Source organism: Kitasatospora hibisci (assembly GCF_043950205.1).
GTDB lineage: Bacteria > Actinomycetota > Actinomycetes > Streptomycetales > Streptomycetaceae > Kitasatospora > Kitasatospora hibisci.
Window position 1 is genome coordinate 981,381 of sequence record NZ_CP171642.1, and the last position, 14,985, is coordinate 996,365.

At 70.0% G+C, this 14,985-nt stretch carries 14 protein-coding genes; 9 read left to right on the forward strand and 5 right to left on the reverse strand.

All coding sequences use genetic code 11. The features are described from left to right. The first annotated feature begins 91 nt into the window (after positions 1–91). Positions 92–1,297, forward strand: coding sequence for a helix-turn-helix domain-containing protein (locus tag ACF9IK_RS04560; RefSeq protein WP_395292945.1), 1,206 nt, complete (start codon positions 92–94; stop codon positions 1,295–1,297). A 526-nt stretch (positions 1,298–1,823) separates the two neighbouring features. Here the strand turns inward: ACF9IK_RS04560 and ACF9IK_RS04565 are convergent. Next, complete coding sequence (locus ACF9IK_RS04565; RefSeq protein WP_395292946.1) at positions 1,824–2,204, reverse strand: winged helix-turn-helix domain-containing protein; 381 nt, start codon at positions 2,202–2,204, stop codon at positions 1,824–1,826. Between the two features lie 486 nt (positions 2,205–2,690). Here ACF9IK_RS04565 and ACF9IK_RS04570 point away from each other — a divergent pair, with 486 nt between their 5' ends. From ACF9IK_RS04570 to ACF9IK_RS04585, 4 genes are all read left to right on the forward strand, one after another. Then, entirely contained in the window at positions 2,691–4,277 is a 1,587-nt protein-coding gene (locus tag ACF9IK_RS04570) for a replication initiator (protein ID WP_428846380.1), read from the forward strand. After that, the gene (locus ACF9IK_RS04575) at positions 4,274–4,459 is read left to right on the forward strand and encodes a helix-turn-helix domain-containing protein (protein ID WP_392216423.1); all 186 of its coding nucleotides are present in this window, start codon (positions 4,274–4,276) and stop codon (positions 4,457–4,459) included. Before ACF9IK_RS04570 ends, ACF9IK_RS04575 begins: the two co-directional genes overlap by 4 nt. Beyond that, positions 4,459–5,778 (forward strand): tyrosine-type recombinase/integrase, encoded by a 1,320-nt coding sequence (locus ACF9IK_RS04580; protein ID WP_395292948.1) that lies wholly within the window; start codon positions 4,459–4,461, stop codon positions 5,776–5,778. Before ACF9IK_RS04575 ends, ACF9IK_RS04580 begins: the two co-directional genes overlap by 1 nt. Before the next feature lie 204 nt (positions 5,779–5,982). Beyond that, positions 5,983–7,359, forward strand: coding sequence for an IS1380 family transposase (locus ACF9IK_RS04585; RefSeq protein ID WP_395292246.1), 1,377 nt, complete (start codon positions 5,983–5,985; stop codon positions 7,357–7,359). Between the two features lie 161 nt (positions 7,360–7,520). On the opposite strand, the gene ACF9IK_RS04590 is transcribed toward ACF9IK_RS04585, so the two are convergent. Beyond that, a complete protein-coding gene (locus tag ACF9IK_RS04590; RefSeq protein WP_395292949.1) occupies positions 7,521–8,009 on the reverse strand; it encodes an Imm1 family immunity protein in 489 nt (162 codons plus the stop codon). A gap of 17 nt (positions 8,010–8,026) precedes the next feature. Further along, on the reverse strand, positions 8,027–8,467 hold the full coding sequence (locus ACF9IK_RS04595) for a DddA-like double-stranded DNA deaminase toxin (protein WP_395292950.1): 441 nt from the start codon (positions 8,465–8,467) through the stop codon (positions 8,027–8,029). A gap of 150 nt (positions 8,468–8,617) precedes the next feature. Here ACF9IK_RS04595 and ACF9IK_RS04600 point away from each other — a divergent pair, with 150 nt between their 5' ends. Then, positions 8,618–9,811 (forward strand): ISAs1 family transposase, encoded by a 1,194-nt coding sequence (locus tag ACF9IK_RS04600; RefSeq protein WP_395292209.1) that lies wholly within the window; start codon positions 8,618–8,620, stop codon positions 9,809–9,811. A gap of 711 nt (positions 9,812–10,522) precedes the next feature. Here the strand turns inward: ACF9IK_RS04600 and ACF9IK_RS04605 are convergent. Further along, positions 10,523–10,903 carry a winged helix-turn-helix domain-containing protein gene (locus tag ACF9IK_RS04605; protein WP_395292951.1) on the reverse strand — a complete coding sequence of 127 codons (381 nt, stop codon included), beginning with the start codon at positions 10,901–10,903 and terminating at the stop codon, positions 10,523–10,525. Positions 10,904–11,255: 352 nt separating this feature from the next. Here ACF9IK_RS04605 and ACF9IK_RS04610 point away from each other — a divergent pair, with 352 nt between their 5' ends. The 3 genes from ACF9IK_RS04610 to ACF9IK_RS04620 are packed head-to-tail and all read left to right on the forward strand — an operon-like array spanning position 11,256 to position 14,487. Continuing rightward, complete coding sequence (locus ACF9IK_RS04610) at positions 11,256–12,971, forward strand: replication initiator (protein ID WP_395292952.1); 1,716 nt, start codon at positions 11,256–11,258, stop codon at positions 12,969–12,971. Continuing rightward, a complete protein-coding gene (locus ACF9IK_RS04615; protein WP_395292953.1) occupies positions 12,968–13,156 on the forward strand; it encodes a helix-turn-helix domain-containing protein in 189 nt (62 codons plus the stop codon). The genes ACF9IK_RS04610 and ACF9IK_RS04615 overlap by 4 nt, the downstream gene beginning before the upstream one ends. Continuing rightward, complete coding sequence (locus tag ACF9IK_RS04620; protein ID WP_395292954.1) at positions 13,156–14,487, forward strand: tyrosine-type recombinase/integrase; 1,332 nt, start codon at positions 13,156–13,158, stop codon at positions 14,485–14,487. The genes ACF9IK_RS04615 and ACF9IK_RS04620 overlap by 1 nt, the downstream gene beginning before the upstream one ends. A 122-nt stretch (positions 14,488–14,609) precedes the next feature. Here the strand turns inward: ACF9IK_RS04620 and ACF9IK_RS04625 are convergent, their stop codons facing one another. Continuing rightward, complete coding sequence (locus ACF9IK_RS04625) at positions 14,610–14,975, reverse strand: hypothetical protein (RefSeq protein WP_395292955.1); 366 nt, start codon at positions 14,973–14,975, stop codon at positions 14,610–14,612. Positions 14,976–14,985 lie beyond the last annotated feature (10 nt).

Genomic DNA, 14,985 nt, shown 5'->3' on the forward strand with positions numbered 1-14,985 from the left:
CTCGGTTCGGCTCTGTCGGTTCAGGGTCTCGTTGGCCTGAACATTTCGGAGTAGCCAGCCTGTCTGCCCTGCTGTCTGCCAAGCTGGCCAGGTGGCGCGGGAATCGGTCGGGGAGCTTGTGCGGCGGCTGCGGCTGACGCGGGGGTGGAGTCAGCAACGGCTGGCCGACGCGCTGGCCCATGCCGCTCCCGGGCGTATCCCGCCGACGCGCAACGACGTGTCCCGCTGGGAGATCGGCACGCGGTCCCCGCGCGAGTGGCTGCCCTTCCTCGCGCAGGTGCTGGGGGTCCCCCGAGACCTACTGGAGGCCGCCAAGGCCGTCCGCCCTCCCGAGCCCGCTCCTCGGGTGCTGACCGTCGCGGACTTCCTCCCCGAAGGCGACCCCCTGGCCCCGCTGAGTGCGCGTACCGGCCGGCGGATCGGCGCCGGGCAGGTCGCCGACCTGGCCCGGCGGGTGCACGGCCTGCGGCTGGCCGACGATGTGGTGTACGGGAAGGACTTGATCGCCCCCGCCCTCCGGGAACTGCGGGCGGCGGTCACGATCTACCGCGAGGGCACCCACACCGAGCAGGTGGGCCGCGAACTGCTACGGGCGATTGGCGAATTGGCGCAGATCGCCGGTTGGGTCGCCTCCGATGCGGGCGAGCATGCCGAGGCGGAGCGGATCTACCGGCTCGGGATCAGTGCCGCCCGTGCCGCCGGGGACGGGGTGCTGTCGGGGAACGTGGCGGGCTCGCTGGCCTATCAGTGGAGCAACACCGGACGCCCCCGCGACGCGGTGGACCTAGCTGCCGCCGCCGTGGCAGAGGCCGGTCCCGATGCTCCGGCGAAAGCCCGCGCGCTGTACCTGGACCGGGTGGCCTGGGCGCACACCCGCGCCGGCCAGGACCGCCCGGCGATGGCTGCCCTCGGGGAAGCCAGCGAGGCCCTGGCCCAGGACTCGGCCAGCACCGAGTCACCTTCGTACCTGTACTGGATAGACGCCGGGGAACTGCAGGTCATGGAGGCGCGCGTCTACACCGAGCTGCACCGGCCCCTGCGCGCCGTTCCACTGCTGACGGACGTCCTGGGCCGTTACGACGCCAGTCACGCGAGGGAGTTGGCGCTGTACTTGTCCTGGCTGGCCGTGGCCTACGCCGATGCGAACGAGCCCGAGGCCGCAGCCGGGACGGCTGGCCGGATACTCGCCCTGGGGCAGAGCGGCAGCGAACGCACCACGGAGCGCACGCGGATCGTGCTGGACCGGCTGCTGGCGTTCCGCGACGTCCCGGAAGTCGCCGAACTGCTGGCGTCCTGACCCTCCCGATCGCGCGAGTTCGGACTACTGCTGGTCGGCGTCTCGGCACGTGGCACGGCTCGTGCGTGGGCTGGTCGCTCGGCGGGGTGCGGTCGGCGGGTCGGCGGGGAGCCTCGCTCCGTGCCGGAGGCGACGTCGGCCACCGCCCTCGGCGAGCCCGGCGATAGAAGCGGGTCGGACCCCTGGCCGACCCTGTTGCCCGCGATCCGGCCGTAGGGCGGTCGCAGGCGAGTCCTTGCTCCGCGTTGCGGGCAAGGAGTCCTTACTCCACAACTTGCTCCGCCCTGGGCGGTGGTCGGGTAAGCAGCGCTTACCCCACAACTTGCTCCCATCGGGCACCAGTCGAGTCCCCCCACGACCCGGCTGGTGACCACTGCGATCCCTGACCCGCGCGGACCTCATGCGCCGCTCTGGCCCTGGGGCGGTCGGCGACGTCGGGCCAGCTCCAGCGGGCGGGGCCCGCCTTGAACCTCGTAGAGAAAATCTGGACGCACCCCCGGCCCCTGGTCGCCCTGCGGCCGACGGGTCAGCAACCTCGCTCGGTGCCGCCTGCTTCGAGGGCTTCGACGCGGGCACGCAGAGCGGTGAGCTGATCAAGCGCCTCGGCCAGCGCCAGCTCCAGCGCCTCGACGCGCGCCGCCGTCCCGCCGACGGGCGCGTTCCCCGCCTCCCCGTCACCTGAGTCGCCGTCGGTGTCGGGGTGGGCGACGAAGGCTCCCTTGCCGGGGCGGGAGATCGCGTAGCCGTCCTGCTTCAGCAGGGCCATGGCCTTCTGCACGGACAGGCTGGAGGCCCCGTACTCCGCCATCAAAACGGCCTGCGTCGGCAGCGCGTCCCCGGGCTTCAGCCCCCCGGAGCGGATCCGCTCCCGCAGGGCCTCGGCGATGACCTCGAACGTCAGCAACACCGTGCCGCCCGCCGGTCTACGTCCCCGCCGCCCCACCGTCACCGCAGGTCACCTCGCCTTCTCTGTGCCTCTACCACTGAAATCCGGCCCGTCCAAAACGGAAGACCGGGGCCACAGTACTCGCGTCCCACCGGCCACCGAAATAGATGAGGAGGGATGCACTTGAATGCGCGCTTGAAGCGATGCTACCTTCACGCACCGCTGGTGAACACCACAGCTGACCAGGCCAGACGTCCCCGGCCCACCATCCCCGCCCGCCGTGACGCGCACCGTTCCCACGTGCGCCGATCACCCGGGTCGCCCCTCAATCGCCTTTCCTCTTCTCCCGACTCCTGCCGGAGGTCTGTCCCCATGCCCGCGCAGCTCCAACTCCCCATCCCCGCGACCACCTCCACTCCCGCCAGCGCGGCGTTCGCCGCACCGGCGCTCACCACCAGCGCCGACACGTCCGCCAACAGGGGCTCGGCGCTGGAACGCCGGGCGCGGCTGACTGCCAGGCTGGCCAAGCTCGCCGCTGCCGGATACCTCGCACCCCTGGCCCGGCAGATCGGCTCCCTGGGCGGTTGCGCCCGCCCGATCCGCCTGACCGGCCACCGGACCCGCCTGGACACCGCCACCGGCCAGATCCTCGACCACCTCGACACCCGCCACCTGCCCGCCGGCGAACTCCTGCTGCGCTGCGGCAACCGCCGCACCACCCGCTGCCCGGCCTGCTCGACCGTCTACCGCTACGACACCTACCAGCTCATCGCCGCCGGACTGCGCGGTGGCAAGACCGTCCCCACCAGCGTCGCCACCCATCCGCGCATCTTCGCCACCCTCACCGCCCCCGGCTTCGGCCCCGTCCACAACCAACCTGGTACCGCCCCCTGCACCTGCGGCACCCGACACGCCGACGGCGACCCGCTCCTCGGCACCCCGCTGAACCCGCAGCGGTACGACTACACCGGCGCGGTGCTGTGGAACGCCCACGCCCCCGCCCTGTGGGCCCGCTTCACCACCCACCTGCGCCGCGAGATCGCCAAGGCCGCCGGACTGACCCAGCGCACCCTGCGCCACCACGCCACGCTCTCCTATGCCAAGGTCGCCGAATACCAAAAGCGCGGCCAGATCCACTTCCACACCGTCATCCGCATCGACGGACCCACCGGCCCTGCCGACACCCCGCCTGCCTGGGCCACCACCGAGCTCCTCGACAACGCCGTCCGCGCCGCCGCCAACCGCACTCGCGTCCAGCACCAACACCCCTCCCGGGCCGGGGAGGCCGACCCGGCACAGTCGGCGGGGCCCACGGCGTTCCGGTTCGGGCGGCAGATCGACGTCCGCGCCATCCGCAGTACCGACTTCACCGGCAACGCCCCCGTCACCGACCGGCACATCGCCGCCTACATCGCCAAGTACGCCACCAAGGGCGCCGAGACCACCGCCGGCACCCTCGACCGCCGACTCCGCTTCCTCGCCGAACTCGCCCAGTACGACCTCACTGACCACGCCCGCCGAATGATCCACACCGCCTGGCACCTTGGTGCCCGGCCCGAGCACGCCCACCTCCGCCTGCGCCAGTGGGCCCACATGCTCGGCTTCCGAGGCCACTTCTCCACCCGCACCCGCCGCTACTCCACCACCCTCACCCACCTCCGCGCCGAACGCACCGCCTGGCGCACCCGCCAACCCGAACCCGCTGCAACGCCGACCGACCCGGCAATGGTCGACCGGCACGCCGACCTGCCGATCGGTGGGGGTCGGTCGGTCACTGACCGGCACAGTGACCGCAATGACCGCAGTGACCTGACCGCCGGTCACACCGACCCCGGCCCCGGTCACCGCGCAGGTCACCGCGCGAAGAACGGGCGATCCGGCGGCCCGGACACGACTCTGGTGATCTCCCACTGGCAGTACGCCGGAACCGGCCTCCTGCCCGAACTCGCCCACCTCGCTGACCTCCTGGCCACCACACCGCGCCCCCGGACCGAGCAACCGAGCCGCCCCCGGCAGGCGCCGCGCGCCGGTGACCCGGCCGGTCACACCACCGACCCGCTGACCACCCCCGTCCAGACGGGGGCGATCGCGTGACCGCCGAGGCCGAACTCCTCACCGTTCCCGAGGTCATGGCGCGCCTGAAGATCAGCCGCTCCACCGTCTACGACCTCATCCGCACCCGGCGACTGGCCTCGATCACCATCGGCCGCGCCCGCCGCATCCCCGCCCACGCTCTGACCGCCCTCGTCCACCACCAACTCGCAGAGGCAGCCTGATGATCACCCCCGACACCAACCCCACTCCCGGCACCGGCTCGCGCAGGGTCCGCGCCAACGGCGACGGCACCGTCTACCAGCGCAAGGACGGCCGCTGGGAAGCCGCCGGATACGTCCTCGCCCCCGCCGACACCCGCAAGCGCCTCCGCGTCTACGGCACCACCCGCAAGGAAGCCCTCGCCAAGCTCACCGAGAAGACCGCCGCCAGCAACCGCGGCATACCCATGGTCTCCGCCCAGGGCAGCCTGGCCGCCTACCTGACGTACTGGCTGGACAACGTCGCCATCCACCAGCTCCGCGAGACCACCCACACCCGCTACACCGCTTGCACGAACCGCTACCTCATCCCCGGCCTTGGCAAGAAGAAGCTTGCCAAGCTCACCGCCAAGGACGTCCGCACCTGGCTCAACCAGCTCCGCACCACCTGCCAGTGCTGCACGCGCGGCCTCGACACGGCCCGCGTCCAGCCTCGCTGCTGCGCAACCGGCACATGCTGCGGCAAGCGGCTCTCCCCGCTGACCCTCGCCTACATCCACTCCGTGCTCAAGTCCGCCCTGGAGCACGCCGTCCGGGAGGAAGAGATCCCGCGCAATGTCGCCCGCAACGTCCGCACCGGCACACCCCGGCCCCGCCGCTTCGAACCCCTGACCGCCGACGAGGCCCGCACCTTCCTCACCGCCACCCAGGGCCACCGCCTCCACGCCCTGTTCGAACTCGCCCTCCGCACCGGACTACGCAAGGGCGAACTCCTCGGGCTGCGCTGGGAAGACCTCGACCTGGACGCCAGCACGGCCAGCGTCCGCCGCACCCTGCAGCGCACCAAGAGCAGCGGCCTGACCACCCTCCCCACCAAGACAATCAGCTCCGAACGCCGCATCGCCCTCCCGGCCCCCTGCCTGCTCTCACTCCGCGCCCACCGCACGCAGCAGGCCCAGGAGAAGGAGAAGGCCGGCGCAGGCTGGGCGGACAGCGGCCACGTCTTCACCCGGCCCGACGGCCACCCCATCGAACCCGCCACACTCACCCGACACTTCAACGCACTCCTCCGCCGAGCACACCTCCGCCAGATCCGCTTCCACGACCTGAGGCACTCGACCGCGACCCTCCTCCTGGAACAGGGCGTCGAACTCGTCGTCATCAAGGAACTCCTCGGCCACGCCCACATCGGCGTCACCGCCACCGTCTACGCCCACGTCCGACTCCGCCTCCAGCGCGACGCCATCGACCTCCTCGGCCGCACCCTCAGCAAGCCCTCCGAGGCCGGCACCGACCCTCACGGCGGCGACGAGCCACCGCTTTGTGCAGCACCCGTCCGCTGACGTTGCCGTCAACTACTGCCGTCAAGACGCCAAGTGGCCCCACCGGAAACGATCCGGTGGGGCCACTTCTATTTGCCGCTAACCTCGCGCTTTCACGAGCGGCGCTGTCCGAGGCTTGATCAAGAGAACGAGGAGTGCCACTGACCTGGGACGATGGGACTTGTCTAGGGTCCTGATCATCCTCAAGAGAGCTGCACTCCTCAGGTGAACAAGCGTAGTGGGTTGTATCCGCGTGTCCGTGTCCGGGGCGACGGTGAGGGGGCGGTCTCACAGGCCGGCGGGGTTCTGCTGGTGGAGACCGCCCGCCGGATCGGCCTGGACACCGCGTTGTCGGCGGCGCTGGAGCCGTGGCGCAAGCCCCGGGCGGTACACGATCCCGGCAAGGTCCTGCTCGACCTCGCCCTGGCCGTCGCACTCGGCGGGGACTGCCTGTCCGACATCGGCGTGCTGCGGGCCGAGCCTGCCGTGTTCGGCCCGGTGGCCTCGGATCCGACGGTGTCCCGGCTGGTCGACGCCCTTGCCGCCGCCGGTCCCCGCGCGCTCGCGGCCGTCCGGCGGGCACGGTCCGAAGTCCGGCAACGGGTATGGAAGTTGGCCGGTCAGGCCGCGCCGGACACCGGCAGCGAGGTGATCGTGGACATCGACGGAGTGCTGGTTCTGGCGCACTCCGAGAAGGAGCACGCGGCTGCGACCTGGAAGAAGACCTTCGGCCACCACCCGCTGTTCGCGTTCGTCGACCACGGCTGTGAAGGGTCCGGCGAGCCGGTCGCGGGCCTGCTGCGGCCGGGGAACGCGGGCAGCAACACCGCAGCCGACCACATCGCCGCCACCCGCCTGGCTCTGGCCCAGTTGCCGAAGAAGCACCGACGCGGACGGCGGACCCTCATCCGCACCGACTCCGGCGGCGGCACCCACGAATTCCTCAACTGGCTCACCGCACGCGGCCGATGGCTGTCCTACTCCATCGGGATGACCATTACGGAAGCGATCCACCAGGCCGTGCTGCTGGTTCCCGCCTCTGCCTGGACGGCGGCCGTCGAGCCGGACGGGAAGATCCGCGACGGCGCCTGGGTCGCCGAACTCGCCGGCGACGTCCTCAAGGGCTGGCCGAAGGGCATGCGGCTGATCGTCCGCAAAGAACGCCCGCACCCCGGCGCCCAGTTGCGCTTCACCGACGCCGACGGCATGCGGCTGACCTGCTTCGCCACCAACACCACCCACACCCCGATCGCCGTCCTGGAACTGCGGCACCGACGGCGCGCCCGGGCCGAGGACCGCATCCGCGCCGCCCGCGACACCGGCCTGCGCAACCTGCCTCTGCACGACGCCGCCCAGAACCAGGTCTGGCTGGAGATCGTTCAGATCGCCCTGGACCTGCTCGCCTGGATGCCCATGCTCGCCCTGACCGGCGACACCCGACGCTGGGAGCCCAAGCGCCTGCGGCTTCGCCTGTTCTCCGCCGCCGCCCAGCTCGTCGCCACCGGCCGCCGCCGCTGGCTCCGCCTCGCCCGCCACTGGCCCTGGACCGACGTGATCACCACCGCGTTCGACCGCCTCCAAGCTCTGCCGCAGCCGGGCTGACCAGCGACAACGCCTCTGTCCCAGCGAGAACCACACCCCCGGAGTCGTGGAACCCGGCGCCCACCCGACGCGACAGTCGGGCCACCGCCCTGCCCATCACCAGCCCGAGAAGCCGAAACGGCCCGGCGGATGAACCGACGGACCGTCACGAAAGATCGAGGCTAACCTTCGGAGAGGCGATATCCGTTCATGTATCCGCGAACCCACTGAATACACTCTGGACGGTTCCCCGTGCCCATTCGACAGAATTCTTCAAGAGCTGCGCGCACCTCGGGGACCGGCAGGCAGCTTCTCGGGTCGTGAAACCTTGGTTCACCCGGATCGGATACAACTCGCGGGTCAAAGCTCGGCGGGTTCAGATTGTCCGATACCCAGACATGGTCAAACACCCCACCCCTAACTGGGTGATCGTCACTGACGAACCAGATTAGAGCCCCAAAGCCGGTCGATGAGTTGACTGCGACGTGGAGAAAGTTGTTTGGCGCGTCAGTGCCACCGGTGTAACGCCTATCGGAGAACATGAAACGCGCATCGTCCCCCGGGCTGTAGTACGGGGAATTGCTCTCCGATTCGAGGTTCTCGATGGCGTCATCGACCAGAAGCGCCATCTCAGGCCATGTCTCGGCGTAGTGCCACTTGCGATTGATCATGGCATTGAGAATCAAGTCTAACCAACCCCTCTAAGGATCACCGGCTCGGTTGCCCCTGGATAGAATACTCGCATGGTCTGACCGCTCCGCAGGATCGCCGGGACCGCCGCCGTGCATCCAAACGGAGCAGGGCACACACCCTTCGGGTTGTTGATTACCACGTCCGCACTCGTCACCTCAGGGTGGCTCCGCATCGCCCATGCAATCTTTGACTCAACATGCGTGGCTGCGGCGATGGGACCGCTACGGGGGTTTGTGATGTTCGGAGAACCCGCAAGGAAATCCTCAATCTCCCGCCAAGATCCAGTTTCTCCACTCATCACCCGCGCGCCGATCGGGTTTCCAGCAGCATCTACTACCTGGCCTGTTGTGATGTGACTTCCGAGGCCTGCCGCAACGTTGTCGTACGGCTCTCCACACGAATTGTGCACCAGCACCGGCGTATTTCCGGCCAGCACATAGTCAGGGCGCGAGCGTTCTCGGGTGACGAGACGTCACAGTTGTGACGAAGTGGGAGGGTTGTCCGCTTCGCCGGTGTGGTGAAACGGGACGCGGCTCCGGATGATCAAGGTGTCGAAGCCGTTGATCACAACCGAAGCCGCGTCTGCATGCCATCCTCCCTGATCTCCACCGTCACCCGCCACCAGGACCACATGCCGGGCGATCTGACCGGCGACGCCGAGCGCCTGATCACCCTGGCCGAGGTCCTGGACCGCCTGCCGGACCCGCGCCGCACGCGGGGGCGCCGCTACCGACTGGGCGCCCTGCTCGTGCTGTGCGCCACCGCGGTAATGGCCGGGGCGTCCACCTGGGCCGCCATCGTCCGCTTCGCCGCCGGCCTCGACCCGGTGCTGCGCGAGCGCATCGGCCTGGTCCGCGGCATCCCGCGCACCAGCACACTGGCCCGCCTCCTCGCCCGCCTCGACGGCGACGCGCTCGACGCGGCACTGGGCGCCTGGCTGCAACTGCAGCACACCGACCCACTCACCGGCCCAGTCCCGGCAGACGCACCGGTCAAACGGGACGCGGTCTCGGTCGACGGCAAGACCTTGCGCGGCTCGCGAACCCGCGAGCGCCGGGCCGTCCACCTGCTCGCCGCGTCGATCCACGGCACCCGCGCCGTCATCGCCCAGCGGCAGGTCGACTCCAAGAGCAACGAGATCACCGCGTTCCGCCCGCTCCTCGGACCCCTCGACCTGGCGGACAAGGTCGTCACCTTCGATGCCCTGCTCACCCAGCACGACCACGCCCGCTTCCTGGTCGAGGAGAAGAACGCGCACTACATCGCCCTGATCAAGGGCAACCACCCCACCCTGCACGCCCAGTTGAAGAAGCTCCCCTGGAGTGAGGTCCCGCTCATGGACAAGACCCGCGCCATCGCTCACGGCCGCGACGAGATCCGCCGCCTGAAGGCCGCCACCGTCCCCGACCTTCCCTTCCCCCACGCCGACCAGGTCCTGCAGATCGTGCGCCGCCGTCGCGTCCTGAGCACCGGCAAACTCACCGTCGAACGCATCTACGCGCTCACCGACCTGACGATGCACGAGGCCACGGCCGCCCACCTCGCCGAACACGTACGCGAACACTGGGGCGTCGAGGCCCTGCACCACCTGCGTGACGTCACCCTCCGCGAGGACGCCTCCAAGATCCGCACCGGCAGCGCACCCCGCATCATGGCCGGTCTGCGCAACACCGCCCTCGCGCTCGCCGAGCTCGCCGGCTGGCACAACCACGCCGCGGCAGTCGATCACTACAGGTCACGCCCCGACCACGCACTCGACCTGATCAAGCCCACAACCTGAGAAAGCTCATGCCCTGAGCACATAGTACGTGTGCTACGCGGCCACTCTCTACCAGCCTTTTCGCAGGTCAAACGGTGTTCGGCGGTTCCGCTGGGGTGCGGGTTTGGTCGGGGTTGTTCGTGGTTGTTGCCGTCACCGCTGCCGTCAAGGGTCTATACCAATTCTGGTGAGTCGGGGCTCTCTGCCGCCGGGGGTGCCCTCGGGCAGGCTCAGGGCCGGGCTCGTGCGTCGGCCAGTCTCGCAGCGCGAGGGCCGGGACGGGAGGGGGTCGGTCGACAGCGAGGCTCCGGGAGCTTCGCTCCCCGCCGGAGGCGAACGCCAGTCACCCGCCGATGGCCGGCTCGGCGACGGGCCTTGATGGTCGGACCCCTGGCCGGCCATCTCGAACGACCGGCCGTAGGACGGTCGTGGCCGACAACTTGCTCCGCGTCGCGGGCAAGGAGTCCATAGCCCACAACTTGCTCCGGCTGGCCGGGGCTCGGGGTAAGCAGTGCTTACCCCACAACTTGCTCCCTGCGGGCACCCGGCCGGGCAGTGTTCCGGACGTCGGCTTGCTCGCTCCACCAGCACTTCATGCGGGCAGCGGCTGAACACCCGGCAACCGCTCGGTCGGCGGCGTTCGGCCAGCTCGGACGGGCGGGGCACCGCCTTGAACCTCGTAGAGAAAATCTGGACGCATCCCCGGCCCCTGGCCGTCCAGCGGCCGACGGGTCAGCAACCTCGCTCGGTGCCGCCCGCTTCAAGGGCTTCGACGCGGGCACGCAGAGCGGTGAGCTGATCAAGCGTCTCGGCCAGTGCCAGCTCCAGCGCCTCGACGCGAGCCACCGTCCTGCCGACGCGCGCGGTCCCGACGTCCAGGCCGTCGAGGTCATCAGCGTCGTCGGGGTGAGCGACGAAGGCTCCCTTGCCGGGGCGGGAGATCGCGTAGCCGTCCTGCTTCAGCAGGGCCATGGCCTTCTGCACGGACAGGCTGGAGGCCCCGTACTCCGCCATCAACACGGCCTGTGTTGGCAGCGCGTCTCCCGGCTTCAGCCCGCCGGAGCGGATCCGTTCCCGCAGGGCGTCGGCGATGACCTCGAACGTCAGCAACACCGTGCCGCCCTCTGGCCTACGCCCCCGCCGCCCCACCGTCACCGCAGGTCACCCCGCCTTCTCTGCGCCCTCTACCACCGAAACCCGGCCCGTCCAAACCGGAAACCAGAGCCACAGTACTCGCATCCCCATCGCCTACCGAAATAGATGAGGAGGGATGCACTTGAATGCGCACTTGAAGCGATGCTACCTTCACGCACCGCTGGTGAACACCACCGCTGACCAGGCCAGACGTCCCCGGCCCACCATCCGCGCCCGCCGTCAAGCGCACCGTGCCCACGTGCGCCGATCACCCGGGTCGCCCCTCAATCGCCTCTCCTCTTCTCCCGACTCCTGCCGGAGGTCTGTCCCCATGCCCGCGCAGCTCCTACTCCCCACCCCCGCAACCACCTCCACTCCCGCCGGCGCGGCGTTCGCCGCGCCGGCACTCACCACCAGCACCGACACGTCCGCGAACAGGAACTCGGCGCTGGAACGCCGGGCGCGGCTGACCGCCAAGCTGGCCAAGCTCGCCGCCGCCGGGCACCTCTCACCCCTGGCCCGCCAGGTCGGCGGGCTCCGCGGCTGCGCCCGCCCGATCCGCCTCACCGGGCACCACACCCGCGTCGACACCGCGACGGGCCAGGTCCTCGACCACCTCGACGCGCGGCACCTCCCGGCGGGCGAGCTGCTGGTCCGCTGCGGCAACCGCCGCGTCACCCGCTGCCCGGCCTGCTCGACCGTCTACCGCTACGACACCTACCAGCTCATCGCCGCCGGACTGCGCGGCGGCAAGACCGTCCCGGCCGGCGTCGCAGCGCACCCGCGCGTCTTCGCCACCCTCACCGCGCCCGGCTTCGGCCCCGTCCACAACCAGCCCGACACCGGCCACTGCCCCTGCGGCCAGGCCCACCCGGACGGCGATCCACTGCTCGGCAGCCCGCTCGACCCCGACCGCTACGACTACACCGGCGCGGTGCTGTGGAACGCGCACGCCCCGGCCCTTTGGGCACGCTTCACCACCCACCTGCGCCGCGAGATCGCCAAGGCCGCCGGACTCACCCAGCGCACCCTGCGGCACCACGCCACCCTCTCCTACGCCAAGGTCGCCGAGTACCAAAAGCGCGGCCAGGTCCACTTCCATGCCGTCATCCGCCTCGACGGACCCACCGGGCCCGCCAGTACCCCGCCCGCCTGGGCCACCACCGAGCTCCTCGACCACGCCGTACGCACCGCCGCCGTACGCACCCGTGTCCTGCCCGAAGGCCAGCTGCGGCAGCGCGACGGGGACACACCCCGATCACAGGACGCTGATCGGGCACGGGCGTTGGTATTCCGGTTCGGGCGGCAGACCGACGTCCGGCCCATCCGCGGCACGGACTTCACCGGCGACAGTCCTGTCACCGACCGGCACGTTGCCGCCTACATCGCCAAGTACGCCACCAAGGGTGCCGAGACCACCACCGGCACCCTCGACCGCCGCCTCCGCCTCCTCGCCGAGCTCGCCCAGTACGACATCACCGACCACGCCCGCCGCATGATCCACACCGCCTGGCACCTCGCCACCCGCCCCGAGCACGCCCACCTCCGCCTGCGGCAATGGGCTCACATGCTCGGCTTCCGAGGACATTTCTCGACCCGCACCCGCCACTACTCGACCACTCTCACCCAACTGCGCGCTGAACGCACCGCCTGGCGAGCCCGCCAATCCGAGGCCACCGCTCAGGCTGCCGTCGGCCCGCGCCCTGAGCAGACGGAGGCCGGCAAAATCCTGCCCACTGGCGGACAGCCGGACAGTGACCGGCGCGGTGACCGCGATGACCACGGTGACCTGACCGCCGGTCACCGAGCCGGTCGCTTTGCCGGTCAGCGCGGCGGCACGGACACGACCCTCGTCCTGTCGCACTGGCAGTACGCAGGAACCGGACTCCTGCCCGAACTCGCCCACCTCGCCGACCTCCTGGAAGCCAAGCGGCCCACCCGGCCTGACGGACGCCGACCGGACGCCCCCGGTCACTCCGGCGGTCACCGACCCGGTCACCCCGGTCACCGGTCGACCCACGCCGACCGGCAAGGGGTCATCGAGTGACCGCCGGTGCTGAGCTCCTCACCGTCCCCGAGGTCATGGCCCGGCTCAAGATCAGCCGCTCCGCCGTCTACGACCTCATCCGCAGCCGGCAACTCGCCTCCCTCACCCTCGGCCGCGCCCGCCGCATCCCCGCCCACGCGCTCGCCGAGCTCATCACCACTCGACTCGAACAGGAAGCCGCCTGATGACCACGCCCCGCAACGCCCCCGCCGCCTCACGCCGTGTCCGGGCCAACGGCGACGGCACCGTCTACCAGCGCAAGGACGGCCGCTGGGAAGCCGCCGGCTACGTCCTCGCACCCGGCGACACTCGCAAGCGCGTCCGCGTCTACGGCAACTCGCGCAAGGAGGCGCTGGCCAAGCTGACCGAGAAGATCTCCGCCAGCAACCGCGGCGTCCCCGTCGTCACCGCCCAGGGCAGCCTCGCCGCCTACCTGACGTACTGGCTGGAGAACGTCGCCGTCCACCAGCTCCGCGAGACCACCCACACCCGCTACACCGCCGTCGTCCACCAGTACCTGATACCGGGCCTGGGCAGGAAGAAGCTCGCCAAGCTCACCGCCAAGGATGTCCGCACCTGGCTCAACGACCTGCGGACCATCTGCCAGTGCTGCGCACGCGGCATCGACGCCCGCCGCAAGCCCGACGCCCAGGCCGGCCGCCGCCCGCGCTGCTGCGCCATCGGCAAGTGCTGCCGCAAGTACCTCTCCCCGCTGACCCTCGCCTATATCCACTCCGTGCTCAAGTCCGCCCTGGAACACGCCGTCCGCGAGGAAGAGATCCCGCGCAACGTCGCCCGCAGCGTCCGCACCGGCACACCCCGACCCCGCCGCTTCAACCCCCTCACCGCCCACGAGGCCCGCACCTTCCTCACCTCCGCACAGAGCCACCGCCTGCACGCACTGTTCGAACTGGCCCTGCGCACCGGACTCCGCAAGGGCGAACTCCTCGGCCTGCGCTGGGAAGACCTCGACCTCGCCAACTGCACCGCCAGCATCCGCCGCACCCTCCAGCGCACCCGCACAAGCGGCCTCACCACCCTGCCCACCAAGACCATCAGCTCCGAACGCCGCATCGCCCTCCCCGACGCCTGCGTCGCCTCGCTCCGCACACACCGTGACCGACAGGCCCGCGAGAAGCAGCAAGCCGGCGCAGAGTGGCTGGAGCACGGCCTCGTCTTCACCCGCCCAGACGGCCACCCCATCGAACCCGCCACCCTCACACGGCACTTCAACGCCCTGCTCCGCTGCTCCCGCCTGCGAGCGATCCGATTCCACGACCTGCGGCACTCGACCGCGACTCTCCTCCTCGAACAGGGCGTCGAACTCGTCGTCATCAAGGAACTCCTCGGGCACGCCCACATCGGCGTCACCGCGACCGTGTACGCCCACGTCCGCCTCCGCCTCCAGCGCGACGCCATCGACCTCCTCGGCCGTACCCTCGGCAAGCCCTCCGCGGCAGCCACCGAGCCCGACGATGGCGATGATCCGCCGCTTTGTGCAGCGCTCGTCCGTTGACGTTGCCGTCAACTACTGCCGTCAGACGCCACAGTGGGCCCCATCGGAATTAATTCCGATGGGGCCCACTGTCATTAGCCAGATGGCAGCGAATTCGCTTCAACTCGCGCCGACGGGAGATATTACGCGTCAGAGGCGATGGCCATCACGCCGTCGAGATCCATTCCTGGCTCGATGATCCCATTGAAGTTATAGCCGTCATCACAAAATACGAGCTCCACATCAGACGGCACCAGCCGCCTGAACCAGAGCGCGAACCTCGCAGCCAAATCAAGGGGAGAATCGAGATAGATGCAGGTCCCGTCCACGTGGGAGTAGCCCTCAAGGTCCCGGCCACCCTCCGAGTAGGTCCAAACAACATCCCTGGATTCCTGAGATCCTTGTCGCTCGCGAATCACGGCAGTCGGCCAGTCTCGCTCCAAGGCTGTGATCAGGTCCGAGCGCCGAACCCCACGACTCTGGCCCTCGAAGATGGCTAGATACGTCACTGACCTGGTC